The organism is Rufibacter sp. LB8, assembly GCF_014876185.1.
GTDB lineage: Bacteria > Bacteroidota > Bacteroidia > Cytophagales > Hymenobacteraceae > Nibribacter.
The window spans coordinates 1191145-1208972 of record NZ_JADALJ010000001.1 but is presented as its reverse complement, the minus strand read 5'-3'; the positions used below and the strand labels follow the sequence as shown (position 1 = coordinate 1208972).

General features: G+C 49.2%; 16 protein-coding genes. 6 read left to right on the top strand and 10 right to left on the bottom strand.

The genetic code is table 11. The annotated features are described in order from the left end of the window. Positions 1–225: 225 nt before the first annotated feature. Entirely contained in the window at positions 226–3663 is a 3438-nt protein-coding gene (locus IMY23_RS05230) for a methylmalonyl-CoA mutase family protein (protein WP_192821074.1), read from the bottom strand. 187 nt (positions 3664–3850) lie between these two features. On the opposite strand from IMY23_RS05230, the gene IMY23_RS05225 reads away from it, so the two are divergent. Then, a complete protein-coding gene (locus tag IMY23_RS05225; RefSeq protein WP_192821073.1) occupies positions 3851–4504 on the top strand; it encodes a trimeric intracellular cation channel family protein in 654 nt (217 codons plus the stop codon). A gap of 134 nt (positions 4505–4638) precedes the next feature. Here IMY23_RS05225 and IMY23_RS05220 read toward each other — a convergent pair whose 3' ends face one another. Then, positions 4639–5520, bottom strand: a complete 882-nt coding sequence (locus tag IMY23_RS05220) for a hypothetical protein (protein WP_192821072.1) — start codon at positions 5518–5520, stop codon at positions 4639–4641. Positions 5521–5568: 48 nt separating this feature from the next. Here IMY23_RS05220 and IMY23_RS05215 point away from each other — a divergent pair, with 48 nt between their 5' ends. Then, entirely contained in the window at positions 5569–6009 is a 441-nt protein-coding gene (locus IMY23_RS05215) for a hypothetical protein (RefSeq protein ID WP_192821071.1), read from the top strand. Between the two features lie 65 nt (positions 6010–6074). On the opposite strand, the gene IMY23_RS05210 is transcribed toward IMY23_RS05215, so the two are convergent. The 4 genes from IMY23_RS05210 to IMY23_RS05195 form a co-directional block, all read right to left on the bottom strand. After that, positions 6075–6536: an SRPBCC domain-containing protein gene (locus IMY23_RS05210; RefSeq protein ID WP_192821070.1), complete on the bottom strand. Its 462-nt coding sequence runs from the start codon at positions 6534–6536 to the stop codon at positions 6075–6077. A 195-nt stretch (positions 6537–6731) separates the two neighbouring features. Beyond that, positions 6732–7121 (bottom strand): hypothetical protein, encoded by a 390-nt coding sequence (locus IMY23_RS05205; RefSeq protein WP_192821069.1) that lies wholly within the window; start codon positions 7119–7121, stop codon positions 6732–6734. Between the two features lie 88 nt (positions 7122–7209). After that, on the bottom strand, positions 7210–7956 hold the full coding sequence (locus tag IMY23_RS05200) for an HNH endonuclease (protein ID WP_192821068.1): 747 nt from the start codon (positions 7954–7956) through the stop codon (positions 7210–7212). A 79-nt stretch (positions 7957–8035) separates the two neighbouring features. Next, entirely contained in the window at positions 8036–8254 is a 219-nt protein-coding gene (locus IMY23_RS05195) for a hypothetical protein (protein WP_192821067.1), read from the bottom strand. Between IMY23_RS05195 and lepA the strand changes: the two genes are divergently transcribed. Both lepA and IMY23_RS05185 read left to right on the top strand, forming a co-directional pair. Next, entirely contained in the window at positions 8244–10031 is a 1788-nt protein-coding gene (lepA, locus tag IMY23_RS05190) for a translation elongation factor 4 (protein WP_192821066.1), read from the top strand. The two genes, IMY23_RS05195 and lepA, sit on opposite strands and share 11 nt — an antisense overlap. Positions 10032–10101: 70 nt before the next feature. Then, positions 10102–10605 carry a cytochrome c gene (locus tag IMY23_RS05185; protein ID WP_192821065.1) on the top strand — a complete coding sequence of 168 codons (504 nt, stop codon included), beginning with the start codon at positions 10102–10104 and terminating at the stop codon, positions 10603–10605. Positions 10606–10915: 310 nt separating this feature from the next. Here the strand turns inward: IMY23_RS05185 and IMY23_RS05180 are convergent, their stop codons facing one another. Next, a complete protein-coding gene (locus IMY23_RS05180) occupies positions 10916–11554 on the bottom strand; it encodes a carbonic anhydrase (protein ID WP_192821064.1) in 639 nt (212 codons plus the stop codon). Positions 11555–11825: 271 nt separating this feature from the next. On the opposite strand from IMY23_RS05180, the gene IMY23_RS05175 reads away from it, so the two are divergent. Continuing rightward, positions 11826–12707 carry a bifunctional 5,10-methylenetetrahydrofolate dehydrogenase/5,10-methenyltetrahydrofolate cyclohydrolase gene (locus IMY23_RS05175; RefSeq protein WP_192821063.1) on the top strand — a complete coding sequence of 294 codons (882 nt, stop codon included), beginning with the start codon at positions 11826–11828 and terminating at the stop codon, positions 12705–12707. Between the two features lie 243 nt (positions 12708–12950). On the opposite strand, the gene thrC is transcribed toward IMY23_RS05175, so the two are convergent. The 3 genes from thrC to IMY23_RS05160 are packed head-to-tail and all read right to left on the bottom strand — an operon-like array spanning position 12951 to position 16649. Further along, positions 12951–14273, bottom strand: coding sequence for a threonine synthase (gene thrC, locus IMY23_RS05170; protein ID WP_192821062.1), 1323 nt, complete (start codon positions 14271–14273; stop codon positions 12951–12953). Next, on the bottom strand, positions 14260–15231 hold the full coding sequence (locus IMY23_RS05165) for a homoserine kinase (protein WP_192821061.1): 972 nt from the start codon (positions 15229–15231) through the stop codon (positions 14260–14262). Before IMY23_RS05165 ends, thrC begins: the two co-directional genes overlap by 14 nt. 11 nt (positions 15232–15242) lie before the next feature. Continuing rightward, entirely contained in the window at positions 15243–16649 is a 1407-nt protein-coding gene (locus tag IMY23_RS05160) for an aspartate kinase (RefSeq protein ID WP_192821060.1), read from the bottom strand. A 595-nt stretch (positions 16650–17244) separates the two neighbouring features. On the opposite strand from IMY23_RS05160, the gene IMY23_RS05155 reads away from it, so the two are divergent. Next, positions 17245–17826, top strand: a complete 582-nt coding sequence (locus tag IMY23_RS05155) for a 7-carboxy-7-deazaguanine synthase QueE (protein WP_192823694.1) — start codon at positions 17245–17247, stop codon at positions 17824–17826. Positions 17827–17828: the final 2 nt, after the last annotated feature.

Genomic DNA, 17828 nt, shown 5'->3' with positions numbered 1-17828 from the left:
CATAAAGAGAACATCACCGTTGCGTTATGCTTCTGCTATTTGATTGAAAACACACACAATTAAACCAGAAACTTCACCGCCTATTCCGTTTTTGGGCTCATTTCTGGAAACGAAGCCAAAAACGCAAACCTTGCCTGACCTACCCAACAAAAAAAAAGGAGCCGGTTTGTACCAACTCCTTTTTACTCTAAGCCAAATGCAGAATTTTAGACTTTGAACTTTATCTTACATATTGCGTCTGTACTGACCACCCACCTCAAACAAGGCATTGGTGATCTGGCCCAGCGAGCAGTACTTAGAGGCTTCCATCAAGGCTTCAAAGATGTTGCCGTTCTTTACCGCTACTTCCTGCAATTGCTTTAACAGGGCAGGCGCTTTCTCCGCGTGACGGGCGTGTAACTCCTGTAACATGGAAATCTGGAATTGCTTCTCTTCCTCAGTGGCTCTGATTACCTCAGAAGGAATGACGGTTGGCGAACCGGTGCTACTCAAGAACGTGTTTACGCCAATGATTGGGTATTCTCCGGTATGTTTGAGCGTTTCATAGTACAAGCTTTCTTCCTGAATCTTGCCGCGCTGGTACATGGTCTCCATGGCACCCAATACGCCACCGCGCTCGGTGATGCGGTCAAACTCCAGCAATACGGCTTCCTCCACCAAGTCCGTCAGTTCTTCAATGATGAACGAGCCTTGCAATGGGTTCTCATTCTTAGCCAGACCTAACTCACGGTTGATGATGAGCTGAATGGCCATGGCTCTACGCACAGAGGCTTCTGTAGGCGTAGTTATGGCTTCATCATAAGCATTGGTGTGGAGCGAATTACAGTTGTCATAAATCGCATAGAGCGCCTGGAGCGTGGTTCTGATGTCATTGAAGTCAATCTCTTGGGCGTGTAAGGAGCGGCCCGAGGTCTGGATGTGGTACTTCAACATCTGCGAGCGGGCGTTGGCGCCGTACTTCAATTTCATGGCCTTCGCCCAGATTCTTCTGGCCACGCGCCCAATCACCGCATATTCTGGGTCAATGCCGTTGGAGAAGAAGAAGCTCAGATTAGGTGCGAAAGCATTGATGTCCATGCCGCGGCTCACGTAGTATTCTACGAACGTGAAGCCGTTGGCAAGCGTGAAGGCTAACTGCGAGATTGGGTTGGCGCCCGCCTCCGCAATGTGGTAGCCAGAGATAGACACCGAGTAGAAGTTGCGGACGTTGTGGTCAATGAAGTACTGCTGCACGTCACCCATCAAACGCAAGGCAAACTCGGTGCTGAAAATACAGGTGTTCTGCGCCTGGTCTTCTTTCAGGATATCGGCCTGCACCGTTCCGCGAACGGATGCTAATGTGCGCTCTTTAATAGAAGCATACACATCGGCGGGTAACACTTGGTCACCGGTCACACCTAGGAGCATCAAGCCTAAGCCATCGTTGCCGTCAGGAAGTGGTCCTTGATAAATAGGGCGTTTCTGGCCGGTATTCTGGAAAATGGCTTCAATCTTCTCGTTAATTTCTTGTTCCAGGCCATTCTCTTTGATGTAGCGTTCGCACTGCTGGTCAATGGCGGCGTTCATAAAGAAACCGGTTAACATAGCGGCAGGACCGTTAATGGTCATGGACACCGAGGTCATTGGGTCAGCCAGGTTAAAGCCCGAATACAGTTTCTTGGCATCATCCAGACAGGCAATGCTTACCCCCGAGTTACCAATTTTACCATAGATATCCGGACGTAAATCTGGGTCCTCGCCATATAAAGTTACAGAGTCAAACGCGGTAGATAAACGCTTGGCTGGCAGGCCTTTACTTACGTAATGGAAGCGACGGTTGGTGCGCTCAGGTCCGCCTTCACCGGCGAACATACGGGTAGGGTCTTCGCCTTCGCGCTTGAACGGGAACACGCCCGCCGTGTATGGGAATTCCCCTGGTACGTTCTCCTGCAGGTTCCATTTCAGCAAATCACCCCAGGCCTCATAACGTGGTGTGGCAATCTTAGGGATCTGCAGCTGTGAGAGGCTGGTAGTATGGGTGGCAATTTTTAAAACCTTGTCCCGCACCTTGAACTCGAAGAATTCATTTTTATAGGCCTGGCGCTTCTCTGGCCATTGCTCCAACAGCTTCTTGTTCTGGCCGTCTAGCCTTAAAGCGGTTTCTTCATAGGCATACTCTAACCCCTTAATCAAGCGGTCTTTATCTTCTACCTCAAGGACTTGGATAGCCTCAATGGACTGACGAATGCCGTACAGTTTCTGGGCGACGCTGGCTTGTTCCTGCACCCACTTATCATAGGCGCGGTTGTTCTCAGAAATCTCAGAAAGGTAGCGTGTGCGGGCAGGAGGGATGATGTAGACTTTCTCTGACATCTCGCCGGTGGCCTGCAAGTTTGAGTCAAACGCCACGCCGGTTTTCTCCGTGATCTTGGCAATAACCGCTTTGTACAGACGGTTCATCCCTGGGTCGTTGAACTGCGAGGCGATGGTTCCGAAAACCGGAATGTCATCATCATTCACATCCCATAACTGGTGGTTGCGTTTGTATTGTTTCTTCACATCCCGGATGGCGTCCAGAGCTCCGCGCTTGTCAAACTTGTTAAGGGCAATGATATCGGCAAAGTCCAGCATGTCAATTTTCTCCAACTGCGTGGCGGCCCCGTACTCAGGCGTCATCACGTACAAGCTGGCGTTGGAGTGTTCAATAATCTCGGTGTCTGACTGGCCAATGCCCGAAGTCTCCAGAATGATCAAATCAAACTGAGCGGCTTTCACCACGTCCACGGCATCCTGCACATACTTGCTTAAGGCCAGGTTACTCTGGCGCGTGGCCAGGGAACGCATGTACACCCGGCTGTTACTGATGGCGTTCATGCGTATTCTATCGCCTAGTAAAGCACCACCCGTTTTACGCTTAGATGGGTCCACGGAGATGATGGCGATGTTTTTATCTGGGAAGTCTGCCAGGAACCTACGTACCAGTTCATCTACTAGAGATGATTTACCTGCTCCACCGGTTCCGGTAATGCCTAGTACAGGCGAAACCTCACCCCCCTGCCCCCTCTCCAATTGAGAGGGGGAGTTTTTGGCTCCCTCTCCGTTGGAGAGGGCTGGGGTGAGGTCTTTTCTTATTTTATCAAATTCCTCTGGAAAGTTCTCGGCGGCTGAAATTAGCCGGGCAATGGATTTGGCGTCTTTGTCTTTGAGATGTTTGACTTCGCCGTTCAGGTTTTGACCCGTAGGGAAATCGCACTGGGAAAGCATATCATTGATCATGCCTTGCAGGCCCATGGCGCGTCCATCGTCTGGGGAGTAGATGCGGGCAATGCCGTAGCCGTGCAACTCTTCAATTTCTGTGGGCAAAATCACGCCGCCACCACCGCCGAAGATGCGCACGTGGCCACTTCCGCGCTCGTTGAGCAGGTCAAACATGTATTTGAAGTACTCCAGGTGACCGCCTTGGTAAGAGGTGATGGCAATGGCTTGGGCGTCTTCCTGAATGGCGCAGTCCACAATCTCCTGCACGGAGCGGTTATGACCCAGGTGAATCACCTCGGCGCCCGATGATTGGATGATGCGGCGCATGATGTTGATGGCGGCGTCATGGCCGTCAAAAAGTGCCGCAGCGGTGACAATTCTAATATGGTTGACCGGTTTGTACGGCTGAACAGCAGAAACTGACATTTGTTAGGTTGCTAGTGTTTGGTAGGCGAAAGTACATAATTAAAGGCAATTTGCCGAAAATGGCCTCAACTCCGGACTTCCGTTTTCGGGTCTATTTCCAGAATGGAGGGCAAAAACGGATTTCGTTGGGCGAAGGCTGTTTCCTTTTACGGTGAATTGTGTAGTTTACCGATAAATCTTTCTGCCCATGCCGCAAATTCCTATTCCAGATATTCCCATCACCGAGATTCCGGTTTCAGCACTCATTCCTGCCATTGACATTCTGGGCACGTTTGTGTTTGCCATTAGTGGTACGCTCACGGCGGCGGCCAAGAAACTGGATCCGTTTGGGGCCTCGGTGATTGCGTTTGTGACCGCGCTGGGCGGCGGTACCTTGCGCGATGTATTGCTCAATGTGCGGCCGGTGTGGGTGCAGGAGGAGAAACTGCTCATCACCGTTTTTGTTTCAGTGGTGGTGACTTTGCTGTTCCGGCGGAAGGTGGAGAAATACCGCAAAACCATGTTCCTGTTTGACTCCATGGGCATTGCCCTGTTCACTATTCTGGGCCTGGAGAAAGCGCTGAGATTTGGCGTGTCGCCGCTGATTGCATTGGTGATGGGCGTGGTGACGGCGGTGTTTGGCGGCGTAGTGCGTGACATTCTGTGCAATGACATCCCGTTGATCTTTCGGCGCGAAATCTACGCCACCGCCTGTCTGGCGGGCGGCGTGGTTTACCTGCTCATGCGCCTGGCACCTGTACCCCAGGAAGTGCCTATGGCCGCCGGGGTGCTGGTAATTATTGTCATTAGAGTATTGGCCGTGAAGCTGAACTGGGCGTTTCCTAATTTGAATGCCTCGTAAGAGAGAGTCCGTTTTGGGGCTCATTTCTGGAAATGAGCCCGAAAACGGAATTTATAAGTGTAAAAATGTACTTAGAAGTTTAATAGTAACAAGGCTTTTTTGAAGCAACATTACTAATGCCAAAAGCATTCTAATTATTTAGAAAGCCTATAGCCTAACAGTACAAAAAGTTTGGTGTTGGAATTCTGGAGATTACCAATGATGGAAATTCCGTTTCCTTTCTCAAATCTAAATTCACCGGAAAATCTTTTAAATAAATAACCTGCCCCTACGGCCAAACTTTGCTCATATTTCCTTACACCCGGAACAGCTTCAGAATCGCTTGTGGTAATTTCACCATGAAGAAACTGCTCTTTTCGGACAACATTATCAGATTTAACCGCTATACTGTTGGATACGCCTGCCTGTAAAAATATAGTTGAGGTGCCTAGTGGCAATTTGTACCTAAGGAAATTATTTAATTTTAAATATGTGAAATCTAGCGAAGTGTAATAGTTTCTATAGTAATAAGAATGCACTATATCTTCATAATGATTGTCAGTGGCGAAAGAATATATGCCGGCTTCATTGTAGATTGATAAGCGCTGGGTGCTGAAAGGAAGAATCACATTTAGAAACAAAGACCCGGTGACGTTATAGGAATCCTTAAATTTTGAGTTTGTGAGGTGCGGAAAATCTGGGCTTTCGAACTCTATTGATGTCTTAGAAACTCCTGCCACTACCCCATATTCAAACGCTATTTTCATGCTTTTCTGAATCTTTCCTTCTGTATAATTCACGCACTGGTAATACGAAGTAAACAACCGCTCAAAGCTTTTTCTGGAATAAGTCACCGTGCCCAACGATTTATGGAGATTGGGGCAATCATTCATGAGCAGGGCAAGCTGGCCTATGAATTTCTTGTTCTCGGCAATGACTTCTTTGCCTTCTTCCTTTTTGAGGTACCGCTTGTAAGCCAGAAATTCAAATTTACCGTTCTGCTGGCTATAAAACTGCTCTTTGCCAATGCTGTTCACGGAGTAGTAAATGTTCTTGGGGCCCCTAGCCAGCACCAGTAAAAAGGTGTGCACCGTGTCTATTTTGAATTCGGGAAACTTGCTCAATCTGCTGGTTTCATTGGGGCTCATTTCTGTTTCCACCACGCCAGTCACAAAATCTTTTCCGTTTACGCCCGCGGCCTTCAGGTCTGCAGGGGCGTAAACCGTCCTTTGGTCAGCCAGGTCTTTCTTAAAGAAAACCTTGGTGAAATTCTCGTCCAGGCTTCTCTCATCCACAAACCCTCTCAGGGTATCACCCGCCGGCGTGACTACATAGCCCGGCTGGAAGTTGGTCTGACCAAAGGCCAGCTGGGTCAGGAAAAGAAGAACTATAAGGAAGCTAATTTTAAGCGAAGCAGGAGCGGTAAACATGAAAGGGAACAGAATAGTAGTTTTAAAAGAGCAGAAGGAATTGACCGCTCCGTTACCAAAGGTATTTCAAAAAAACCTGAACATTTTAGGAGATAAAGAAATACGATGGGTATTGAACCCGTTTTGGGGCTCATTTCAGCAAACGAAGCCGAAAACGGAAATTAGTGCTTCTCGCAAATTTCTTTCAGCTTCTCCAGTGCTTTGGGGTAGGATTCGTTCATATAGTCTATAAAATCTTCAGTGGTGTCTAGGTTAACGGTTACTGTGGTAGTGCCGTTGTTTTCCTCAAAAGAGTAGTTTTCAAAGCCGTTGGCCCATTTTTCCACTTCCGGGCCTTCGGTAATTTCCTGGTCGGCTTTTACAAGTCCGTAATGCTGTATGGACACAAACTGGTTGGGAACGTGCTCGGCAATCTTTGACACCATGCCGCCTTTTTCTCCTTTCTCATCTACGCCCACAAACAGAATTTTACTTCCCTTGTCCCAGGTTCCTTCATAGGTAGAGGTAGGATTGAACAAGGCCGTCCATTGCTCATAGGTTGATTTGTTGCCGAGGCCCAGCATAATATCAAAAACTTTGGCCGCTGGTGCCTTGATGGTTGTTTTGTATTGCAGTTTTTCCATGGTGATGACAGGTGTTAAGGGTTTTGTTTCAATTATGACGGACTCGTGTAAGGGGACGGCGAGGCCGTCGGCCGTGGCATGATGTTTACTCAATGTTGGCAGCAGGTTTTCTTTTCTATTTTTGATCTATTTTTATAAAAACAGTTTAAAAACACCTTAAAAAAAGTAGTTTTCTTATAAACCTATAACCGATTTTCAGTCAACATAAAAGCTTCCTATTACTTCTGCAACTGTCCCATTATTTAAGTAAACTTGCCTGATTCTATAGTGAGTGTCCGATGGACTTTGACTGTATTGAAATCCTATATAATGTTCTTTCTGCTGAATACTTGTAAATCTATATGGAGTCCATCTTATTAAAGGTTCACCTAATATTTTCTTAACCTCTTTCTCTGTCATCCCTACTTTTATTTTATTGAATCCAGCATGGGAATATCCATCAGAATATTTTGTATCAGTTGAAAGGAACAATTCCCAAACTTCACCTGATATACCGTCAATTTTGATTCTATCGATTGTCACTCCCCAGAATAGGGAAGTTAAAAGCACTAATGCCGTTATTTTTATAATATATCGCTTTTCCATATTCTATAACTTACTGCTAACGGCTAGTGTAAGCGGCGGCGGAGGCCGTCGGCCGATGCTGCCGTTTACACCTTGTTAGGCGTAGATTTTATTTGAGTAATTTGCTTAACTCCTGCATTGAGAGCCACGGTCTCTTTTTATGTACCATTCTATGGCAGTTTGAGCAAAGCATTGCAATGTCATCCGGTTTGGTTTTATAATCTGATGACATTTCACTTACTGCAATCGTGTGATGTCCTTCAATAAAGTTTTCTCCAACTTCACCGTACACTTTTCCGAAATCGAATCCGCAAACTTGGCAGAATAATCTTCCGTGTTTCTTCTTGAAATTATCTTTTGCTACTTGTATTACTTTACTATTTCTTTCTCTGACTTTATGTGTTCTCTCAACTATTTTTCCTTCTGGAAATTCTCCAGTAAGTTCAGCGTTGCTTTCAAACTCTTCTGATATTTTGAGTGTCCAAAATTTTCTTTGTACACCAAACGCTCCAGTTTCATTTGGTTCAATTCCCAAGCTTCTGCAATAGGAAATGTACTTTTTATTTAAACTGTCGTTTGGGATTGGCTTAGAGCCGAGGACGTCATTAATAGCTTTATTAGTTTCACGTCCGTCTTTATAAGCGTTTAAATGCCTGTCGATTTTGTTGCTTTTGTAACCTATGAAACGGCTAGGTGCAAATCTTAGCTCCTTTTCAATTTCATAGGCTATGAAGCAAGTCCCCCGCTTTACTAAATTAATTGTTTCTTGCCTATTATATTCATCGTAGCCTGTCAAGTAAGTCTCTACAGTCTCAATATTATTTTCAATTTGGTCTAAGCTGTCGATAAGTTTCATCTATTTATAATTTACGCCTAACACCCAGATAACTGTACCGGGTGCAGTTATTTCCAATATTTCTATTCAAAAGGTGCATTTATCCCTTAAATCTATGAAATAAATGCACCAGCGCAAGACGTAGTCTGAACACCTGGATGATTGTGGAGCGCTCCTCCGTTTTAAGCCTCATTTCCCAAAACGAGCCTGAAAACGGAAACCCCGGCGCAAATTCTGGCAGCCAGCCCAAGAAACCGGTTCCGCCGCGGCGGTTTTCTTTGTATCTTTGGGTCTTGTAATCCTTTTCTATGAAGAACATCCGCAATTTTTGCATCATTGCGCACATTGACCACGGCAAAAGCACGCTCGCTGACCGTCTGTTGGAGTTCACCTCCTCGGTGACCGAGCGCGAAATGCAGCACCAACTCTTAGACAACATGGACCTGGAGCGGGAGCGGGGCATCACCATCAAAAGCCACGCCATCCAGATGAAATACCAATACAAAGGCGAACCCTATGTATTGAACCTGATTGACACGCCCGGCCACGTGGATTTTAGCTACGAGGTATCGCGGTCTATTGCCGCCTGTGAAGGTGCCTTGCTGATTGTAGATGCCAGCCAAGGCATTGAGGCCCAGACCATTTCTAACTTATATTTGGCCATTGGCAATGACCTGGAAATTATTCCGGTGCTCAACAAAATAGACTTGCCCCACGCCATGCCCGAAGAGGTAAGCGACCAGATCATTGACCTCATCGGTTGTGAGAAGGAAGACATTATACACGCCTCGGGAAAGGCCGGTATTGGCATTGAAGATATTCTGGCGGCCATCTGTGACCGAATTCCAGCGCCCAAAGGTGACCCAGACGCGCCGCTGCAGGCCTTGATCTTTGACTCGGTGTTCAACAGCTACCGCGGCATTGAGGTGTACTTCCGGATCATGAACGGCACTATCAGAAAAGGCGATAAGGTGAAATTCATTGCCACCGGCAAACAATATGAAGCCGACGAGATTGGCGTGCTCAAACTAAACCAGGAACCCCGCGATGTGCTGGGTGCCGGCAATGTGGGCTACCTCATCTCGGGCATTAAAAACGCGAAAGAGGTAAAAGTAGGCGATACCATCACGCACGCCGCCAATCCAGACACCATCCAGATTCAAGGTTTTGAGGAAGTAAAACCGATGGTATTTGCCGGTATTTACCCGGTAGAAACCACGGAGTACGAGGAACTACGTTCTTCCATGGAGAAGTTGCAGCTGAACGATGCATCATTGGTTTGGGAACCGGAAACCTCGGCGGCGTTGGGCTTTGGGTTCAGATGCGGATTCTTGGGCATGCTCCACATGGAGATTGTGCAGGAGCGTCTGGAGCGCGAGTTTGACATGACCGTGATCACTACGGTGCCCAGCGTGCAGTTCAAGGCCTTCACCACCAAAGACGGCGAAATCAAAGTGAATGCGCCGTCAGAAATGCCGGAGCCTAACTTTATTGACCGCATTGAGGAGCCGTTTATCAAAGCGCAGATCATCTCTAAGTCAGAATACATTGGGGCCATTATCTCGTTGTGCATGGACAAACGCGCCATTCTCAAGAACCAGAACTTCCTGACCTCAGACCGTGTGGAGCTGGTGTTTGAAATGCCGCTGGCCGAAATTGTATTCGATTTCTTCGATAAACTGAAAACCATCAGCCGCGGCTACGCTTCCCTGGACTATGAATTAATCGGGTTCCGGGAATCAACCATGGTCAAACTGGACATCATGCTCAACGGCGAGAAAGTAGATGCCCTAAGCGCCATTGTGCACCGCGACAAAGCCTATGACTGGGGCAAGCGCCTTTGTGAGAAACTAAGGGAGTTGCTGCCACGCCAGATGTTTGAGATTGCCATTCAAGCCGCCATCGGTCAGAAAATCATTGCCCGTGAGACGGTGAAAGCCCTTCGCAAAAACGTATTGGCCAAATGCTACGGCGGTGACATTTCCCGTAAGCGGAAGCTCCTGGAAAAGCAGAAGAAAGGAAAGAAACGCATGCGCCAGGTAGGCAACGTGGAGATTCCGCAGGAAGCATTTTTAGCAGTGTTGAAATTGGATTGATTTTTAAAACCCGGTGCGCAGGCATCGGGTTTTTTGTTTACATTTAACACATGTTCAACCTCAACTGTCCATGTTCCAGAAAAAGCTGAAAGTTGCTGCCTGGCTATTGAACACTGCTGTTCTTTCAGTTACTGCAGTTGTTGGGTTTCTGGCTTTTCAACTTGTGACAGATAAAGATTCTTTAACTGGTGAAATTGAACCGTGGTGTGCAACTGTAGAGCAACCTTTCTATGACATTGTCTACCAAGAGGAGGTAATCCATAATGTAACAGGCAGGGCTTTGTTTCAGAATAACTGCACGCAATGCCATTCTTTAAGTACCGAGGTAATTGTTGGGCCGGGGTTGGCGGGCGTGATGGAGCGGCACTCTAAAGAATGGGTGTACGCCTTCGTGCTGAGTTCCTCAGAAATGATTGAGAAGAAAGACTCCGCGGCCGTAGCTGTTTTCAATACATTTGCCCAGCAACAAATGCCGTCTTTTGCCTTGGCAAGACCAGAGTTAGATTCTTTGTTTGATTATATTAATGCCCAACCCAGGGCAATACCTGCTGTGGCTGTTGATTACCATGAATAAGACTTCCGTTTTCAGCTTCATTTTCAGAAATGAGCCCGAAAACGGAAGTATAAATCCTTAGATTTCCTTCACAACCTTTTTTCTTCTGTCATCATGAAAGGACCTCTCGCCTTTGTTGGTGTAATCACCAACAAACCTAACGGCAGGAGCTATTATGCTTGTGGCTGATAACACCAACAAGGGCGAGAGGGATCTTGGTGGCAAACTGTAGTATCTTTTAGTACATACTCTCTACTTCGCACACAAGACCTTTCCAAGATGACATTGGTGAGAAGAACAGCCTTCATCAATAAATATCATCAATCAACCATTAATTATCCGTCAGGTTGTAGATGGCTTTGATTTCCTGGAGTATGTTTTTGAAGTCTATTTCCAGGTCCACAATGTGGCCGGTGTGCAGATCGAAAACCCAACCGTGGACTTCTGGGTAGCCGTTTTGTTGGTAACTTACCTGCATGGCGGCGGTTTTGATGATGTTGGTGCATTGCTCCACCACGTTCAGTTCCACCAGGCGTTCGTAGCGCTTCTCCTCATCGGTGATTGCGTCTAGTTCGGCTTTGTGATGGCGGTACACGTCTCTGATGTTGCGCAGCCACGGGTTGAGAATGCCCAGGTCTTTGGGTTGCATGGCCGCCTTCACGCCGCCGCAGTTGTAATGGCCGCAGACAATGATGTGCTTCACCTTGAGGTGTTTAATGGCATAATTCAGCACCGACATCACGTTAAGGTCCACGTTGTTCACCAGGTTGGCCACGTTGCGGTGTACAAAGACTTCGCCGGGGCCCAGGCCCATCATTTCCTCGGCGGTCACGCGGCTGTCTGAACAGCCAATGTAGAGATAGTCGGGGTTTTGGTCTTTGGCCAGCTGCTGGAAGAAATCGGCGTTGGTAGCGGTTTTCTGGGCAATCCACTGGCGGTTGTTCTCAAAGATTTCCTGGTAGGTGGCCATAGCGGTGTGTTGAAGAAGGAAGGTTTGGCCTGTAAGGTAGCCATTTCGGATAAAAGTTGCCGCGCGCTTAGTAAATCCACAGAGGCGTTTTCGGGCTCATTTCCAGAAACGAAGCCAAAAACGGAATTTTAGTGCGAATGTCATTTCCCCGGAGCATGAATCGAAATAGAAACAAATGGTCCACTTTCTTAAATTTCTTTAAAATTACAAGGCGATTACCGTTTGGGCTTGTACTTTTGAGCCTTGTTCCATTCTTCCATTTCTCCTGATCATGACCCTTTTAGACGGAAAGAAAACCTCTGAAGACATTCAATCTGAAATTGCCGCCGAGGTGGCCCAACTCAAAGCCAACGGCCAGCGCGCCCCGCACTTAGCCGCCATTCTGGTGGGGCAAGACGGCGGTTCCATGACCTACGTGAACAACAAAGTGCTGGCCTGCGAGCGCGTGGGCTTCGGGTCTACCTTGCTGCATTATAACGAGGACATCACCGAACAGGAACTGCTGGACAAGATTGAGGAGATCAACCAAAACCCCGAGATTGACGGCCTCATTGTACAATTGCCGCTGCCCAAACACATCAACTCAGACAAGGTTTTAGAGGTGCTGGACTATAAAAAAGACGTAGACGGCTTTCACCCCGTGAACGTGGGGCGCATGGTGGCGGGCTTGCCGGCCTATTTACCGGCTACGCCGTACGGCATCATGCAGCTGTTGGAGCGCTATCACATTGACACCAAAGGCAAGCACTGCGTGGTGGTAGGCCGAAGCAATATTGTGGGCACGCCCATCAGCATTCTCATGAGCAAATGCACCCTTCCCGGTGAATGCACCGTGACCATCTGCCACCGCAACACCGTGGACCTTCCCAGCCATACCCGCCAGGCCGACATTCTGATTGTAGCCGTCGGAAGACCGGGCCTCATCACCGCCGACATGGTGAAGGAAGGCGCCGTGGTCATTGACGTGGGCACCACCCGCGTGCCAGACGCCAGCCGTGCCCGCGGCTGGAGACTGCGCGGCGATGTGGATTTTGACAGCGTGGCGCCCAAGTGCAGCTACATTACCCCGGTTCCGGGCGGCGTTGGCCCTTTGACCATTTCCATGCTTTTGAAAAATACCCTTAGAGCCGCCAAGAAAGAAGTGTATTCCTAGCGCTACACAACGTAGAAAACGGCAAGGCCTCCCTTAAATAAAGACGGGAGGCCTTGCCGTTTTTGGGCTTTAAATTAGAAATAAAGCCAAAACTGTGAAATGGAATTTCTAAAAAGCCGGAAACAGTCAGTTTACCAAAATCAAGAAATGTGTATAACCTGGAAGTGCGCGCAGCTCATCCGGGCGTCTTCCGTAAATTCTGTTTTCGGGCTCATTTCTGGAAATGAGCCCGAAAACGGAAGGTTACAAGGTGCCTTCTTTGTGCTGCTGCCGTAGCAGAAGCGCTAGTTCCTGGTAGTCGTTCGGGAGGAGGGTGACTTGTTTCTGCCTGCCCTCAAACACTTTCAATTGCTCTGGCAACTGAATCTCTTGCTCCAGAATTTCTTCCATGGTGGCCTTAAACTTGGCGGGGTGCGCTGTCTCCAGAAAAATGCCGTGGGCTGGTCCGTAATCTGCGTTTTCCACCAAGCTCAGGTAACCAATAGCACCATGCGGGTCTAAAAGGTAGCCCTGGTTTTCGTGCACGTCTTTGATGATTTTTTTGATGGTGGCATCATCGGCCCAAAACCCTTTCACTACTTTTTGCAGGGCTTCTAACTCATGCTGAAACAAATGCTGAATGCGCGGGAAATTGTTGGGCGCGCCCACATCCATGGCATTGGCAATGGTAGCCACCGACGGCGCAGGTTGATAGTGGCCGGTCTCTAAATACTGAGGAACCACGTGGTTTTGGTTGGTGGCCGCTATGAACGTGGAGATGGGCAGGCCCATTTGCCTCGCCAAAAGCCCCGCAGCCAAATTCCCGAAGTTCCCGCTGGGCACCGCCACCGTGAGTTCTGTTGCTGCCGGATATTTTAGTTTCCATTGCCCGTAGGCGTGAAAATAATAGATCATCTGCGGCAACCAGCGCGCCACGTTGATGGAGTTGGCCGAGGAAAGGTTTCTCACCTGGTTTAGTTCCTGGTCTGAGAAGGCTTGTTTCACCAGGCGCTGGCAATCGTCAAACGTGCCATCCACGGCCACGGCGCTAATGTTCTGACCCAGCGTAGTGAACTGCATTTCCTGGATGTGGCTCACGCCGCCCTGCGGATATAGGACTACCACGTCTATGTTCTCCAGACCCAGAAAGCCGTTGGCCACCGCGCTGCCCGTATCTCCTGATGTGGCCACCAGCACCGTGACCGGCTGACTGGGATCCGCGAACAGTTGCAGGCATCGTGACATGAATCGCGCGCCCACGTCTTTGAATGCGCAGGTTGGCCCATGAAACAATTCCAGCGCGTGCAGGCCCGGCTGTACTTCCACCAATGGAATGGGGAACGTGAAAACTTCTTCACAGATGCGGGTCAGTTGCTCCGCAGAAATATCTGGCTGCACAAAGGGTTTGAGCACCTGCACGGCAATCTGCGGAAGCAGTAAGTGGGGGAGGGCTTCAAAAAAAGTCTGGGGCAACACGGGAATTTCTTCCGGAAAAAACAGTCCTTGGTCCTCGGGGAGACCTTTCAAGACCGCTTCTTTAAAACTCAGGACGGCAGCGGCGGAGCCGTTGGTGCTATAAAAGTTCATGCGTGACAGGTTGTAAAGCTGGTGATTTTACCAGGCGAACTCCTTGCGGAGGCACCTTGGAGACATAGGATTTGGTTTCAATGCCGCTGCCCAGGTACACGGTTTCCATGGCCTTCCGCGCGGCTTCGGCTTGCTCCTTGGTAGCAGATAAGGCAAAAATACTGGGCCCAGACCCGGAAATGCCACAACCCAAGGCCCCGGCGGCCAAGGCGGCGGCTTTCACTTCTTTGAACAATGGTATGAGCACGCTGCGCTCCGGTTCAAAGATTTCGTCGTGCAGGCTTCTACCTATGAGGGCGTAGTCTTTCAGCAGGAGCCCGGCCATGAGCCCGGCCAGGTTGCCCCATTGCTTGATGCCTTTCTTGAGCGGAATTTCCTGGCGTAAAATACTTCGGGCCAGAGAGGTTTTAAGTTCAATCTGCGGATAGAGTACCGTGCAATACAAGTCCACTGGCACGCCCAACGGCACCACATCCAGCGGCTCATACGACCGAACCAGCACAAACCCGCCCAACAGAGACGGGGCCACGTTGTCGGCGTGCGCGGAGCCGGAGGCTTTTCGTTCGCCTTCCATGGCAAAAATTACCAGGTCCTGGGTGGAAAACGGTTTGCCCAGCACTTCATTCACTGCAAAGGCCGTTGCCGCCGAGGAGGCGGCGCTGCTGCCCAATCCGCTGCCTACGGGCATGCCCTTGTGCAGTTGCAATTCCAGGCCAATAGACAAATCAAGGGCTTCCAGCATTTTCTGGGCCACCACGCCAATCACGTTTTCCTGGGGGTTGGCGGTTAAACCCTGGGCGCCGGCCACTGCAGTAATGGTGATGCCCGGTGTTTCTGATTTTCGGGCCCAAACCTCGTCGCCGGGGGCTTCCAGGGCAAAGCCCAGCACATCAAAGCCGCAACAGACGTTGGCTACGGTGGCCGGGGCAAATACTTTTATAAATTCAGGGTGGTTCATGTATGGGTAGGTTAGGTCAGCGCAGGCTCAGGTTTTTGGGGAACGGTCAGAAAAAAGCGGTTATGTAACAGATTGACGGCTTTATGGGCATCTTCGGTGCGCAGCACCACCGATATGATGCGTTCGGTGGCGCCCTGGGCAATGGCTCTGATGTTGATTTTATGTTCGCCCAAAAGTGAAAACGCCTTGCCGGCAATGCCGGGCTGCTGAATCATGCCGTTGCCTACCAGGGCTACAATGCTCATGGGCACTTCCAGACTGATGGGGTTCACCAATTCCTGCGCAATGTCGTCTGCAAATTCTTGATTGACTGCCTGGACCGCTTTTTGGCCTTCGGCCTCTGCCAAGCCCACAGTAATGCTCTGCTCTGAAGAAGATTGCGTGATGAAATAGATGTTGATGCTTTCCAGAGCCAGGGCTTTGAACATGCGCATGGCCACGCCGGGCACGCCCACCATGCCGCTGCCGCTGAGTGTGAGCACCGCTATCTGGTCTATGCAGGAAATGCCTTTCACCACTTGGCTGGTTGGCACCGGTGCATGGGAAATCAGCGTGCCTTTGTGGCCCGGATTGAAGGTGTTTTTGAGGACCAACGGAATCTTGGCGGCCACCAAGGGCGCAATGGTGGGCGGGTATAAGACCTTAGCGCCAAAATAGGCCAGTTCCATGGCTTCTTCATAGCTCAGTTCCTCAATGGAGAAAGCAGCGGCGGCTTTGCGCGGATCTGTGGTGTACATGCCGTCTACGTCTGACCAGATCTCCAGCAAGTCGGCCTGCAGGCCGGCGGCAAACAAGGAGGCCGTGAAATCAGAGCCGCCCCGGCCCAGCACGGTGGTTTTACCTTCAGAAGATCTGGCAATGAACCCGGGCGCCACCAGCAAATCAGCCTTGGGCAAGACCTGCATGTTCTGGTATGTTTTTTTAAGGTTTACCTTGGCGTTTAGGAAAGTGGCGTCTGTGACAATGTAGTCGCGGCTGTCTACCAGCGTGTTGGGCAAGCCGTGGTGCTGAAAGGCCACCGAGACAATAGCCGAGGACAAGCGCTCGCCGTAGGCCATGACCCGCGCCTTGGTGCTGTCGCTAAGTTCGTCCAGCAGATATATTCCGCGGCAGACATCTTCCAATTCCCTGAAAATCATTTTTACGCGGCCCATGATGTCTATCTGCTGGCTCATGGGCACCAACTCTACAATGGCCTGCAGGTGTTTTTGCTCTAGTTGCAGCAGTAGTTCCAGGTAGGTAGGGTCTTGCACGGCCGCTTTCTGGTACAGGCTAATCAAGAGGTCGGTGACTTTGGACATGGCGGAGACCACCACCACTTTGGGCTTGGAGGTGCCTTTGTCCTGCAAGATGGAGATCAGTTGACGGATGGCGGCTGGGTTGGCCACAGAGGTGCCCCCAAATTTTAAAACCAACATGACAAATGGTTTTTAAGATGAACTAATAATTGAAAGAGAGTAGCACCCTTAAGACAGGCGCAGAAAGCCAAAATGGCTATAATGAATGGACGATATGTAATGCAGCACCCCCGTTGGGGTGGTAATAATGGTAGTACCCGTAAACGAAGTCACAACACAGGCAGCCCCCGGGTGAGAGCCCAGCGGAAAAGCGAAGAAAGGGATAGCTGCGTTGCTGATTTGTTTCATAGACAGGGGCAATATCTAAAAAATAGTTAAAACATTGTCATGAAATATTAAATATTTTTATAAACTAACACTTGTTCTTATGAATTCCATACTAGTGAAGGCGTAACAGTTTCAATGTTGTATCTTTGCACTTCCGTTCAAGTACAAGGCCCGCAAGCTGCTGATTTAAATCTGATTTAACTTCCAGGCACGCAACTTCTGGTTATGGGTGCTTGTTGTGGAGTGTACCATTTTCCGTTTTCGGGCTCATTTCTGAAAATGAAGGCAAAAACGGAAATCCTTAGCTTTTAAGACGTTGGAAGATATCTTACAAATAAAAACCGCTTCTATTCATACGGTTCCGGCAGACGGCACCAAGTTGCCGCTCATGGAGCATTTTTACACCATTCAGGGCGAAGGCTACCATACCGGCAAAGCGGCCTACTTCATTAGGTTGGGCGGCTGTGACATTGGTTGCCACTGGTGCGATGTGAAAGAATCTTGGGACGCCACGCTGCACCCACTCACCGACACCGATTGGATTGTGCAGCAGGCCGTGAAGTACCCCGGCAAAGCAGTAGTGGTCACCGGCGGCGAACCGTTGCTGTACAACCTGGACTACCTCACGGGGGAACTGCAGAAACGCGGAATCCAGACCTTTATTGAGACCTCGGGGGCTTATCCTTTGAGCGGACTCTGGGATTGGGTTTGCCTGTCGCCTAAGAAATTCAAAGCGCCGCACCCTAATGTGTTGCCCCACGCCGGCGAGTTGAAAGTGATTATCTTCAATAAAAGTGATTTTGCCTGGGCAGAAGAACATGCCGCCAACGTGACCGCGGGCACGCGTTTGTATCTGCAGCCAGAATGGAGCAAGGCCAGCCAGATTATGCCTTTGATTGTGGAGTATGTAAAAGAAAACCCTAAATGGAACGTTTCGTTACAAACGCATAAGTATCTGAATATTCCTTAATC

Bases quoted from the DNA above. Each gene is read 5' to 3' on its own strand.
- IMY23_RS05200 (WP_192821068.1), bottom strand. From the start codon at position 7,956: ATGAAACTTATCGACAGCTTAGACCAAATTGAAAATAATATTGAGACT.
- IMY23_RS05165 (WP_192821061.1), bottom strand. From the start codon at position 15,231: ATGAACCACCCTGAATTTATAAAAGTATTTGCCCCGGCCACCGTAGCC.
- IMY23_RS05185 (WP_192821065.1), top strand. From the start codon at position 10,102: ATGTTCCAGAAAAAGCTGAAAGTTGCTGCCTGGCTATTGAACACTGCT.
- IMY23_RS05155 (WP_192823694.1), top strand. From the start codon at position 17,245: ATGGAGCATTTTTACACCATTCAGGGCGAAGGCTACCATACCGGCAAA.
- IMY23_RS05180 (WP_192821064.1), bottom strand. From the start codon at position 11,554: ATGGCCACCTACCAGGAAATCTTTGAGAACAACCGCCAGTGGATTGCC.
- IMY23_RS05205 (WP_192821069.1), bottom strand. From the start codon at position 7,121: ATGGAAAAGCGATATATTATAAAAATAACGGCATTAGTGCTTTTAACT.
- IMY23_RS05225 (WP_192821073.1), top strand. From the start codon at position 3,851: ATGCCGCAAATTCCTATTCCAGATATTCCCATCACCGAGATTCCGGTT.
- thrC (WP_192821062.1), bottom strand. From the start codon at position 14,273: ATGAACTTTTATAGCACCAACGGCTCCGCCGCTGCCGTCCTGAGTTTT.
- lepA (WP_192821066.1), top strand. From the start codon at position 8,244: ATGAAGAACATCCGCAATTTTTGCATCATTGCGCACATTGACCACGGC.
- IMY23_RS05195 (WP_192821067.1), bottom strand. From the start codon at position 8,254: ATGTTCTTCATAGAAAAGGATTACAAGACCCAAAGATACAAAGAAAAC.
- IMY23_RS05175 (WP_192821063.1), top strand. From the start codon at position 11,826: ATGACCCTTTTAGACGGAAAGAAAACCTCTGAAGACATTCAATCTGAA.
- IMY23_RS05160 (WP_192821060.1), bottom strand. From the start codon at position 16,649: ATGTTGGTTTTAAAATTTGGGGGCACCTCTGTGGCCAACCCAGCCGCC.
- IMY23_RS05230 (WP_192821074.1), bottom strand. From the start codon at position 3,663: ATGTCAGTTTCTGCTGTTCAGCCGTACAAACCGGTCAACCATATTAGA.
- IMY23_RS05210 (WP_192821070.1), bottom strand. From the start codon at position 6,536: ATGGAAAAACTGCAATACAAAACAACCATCAAGGCACCAGCGGCCAAA.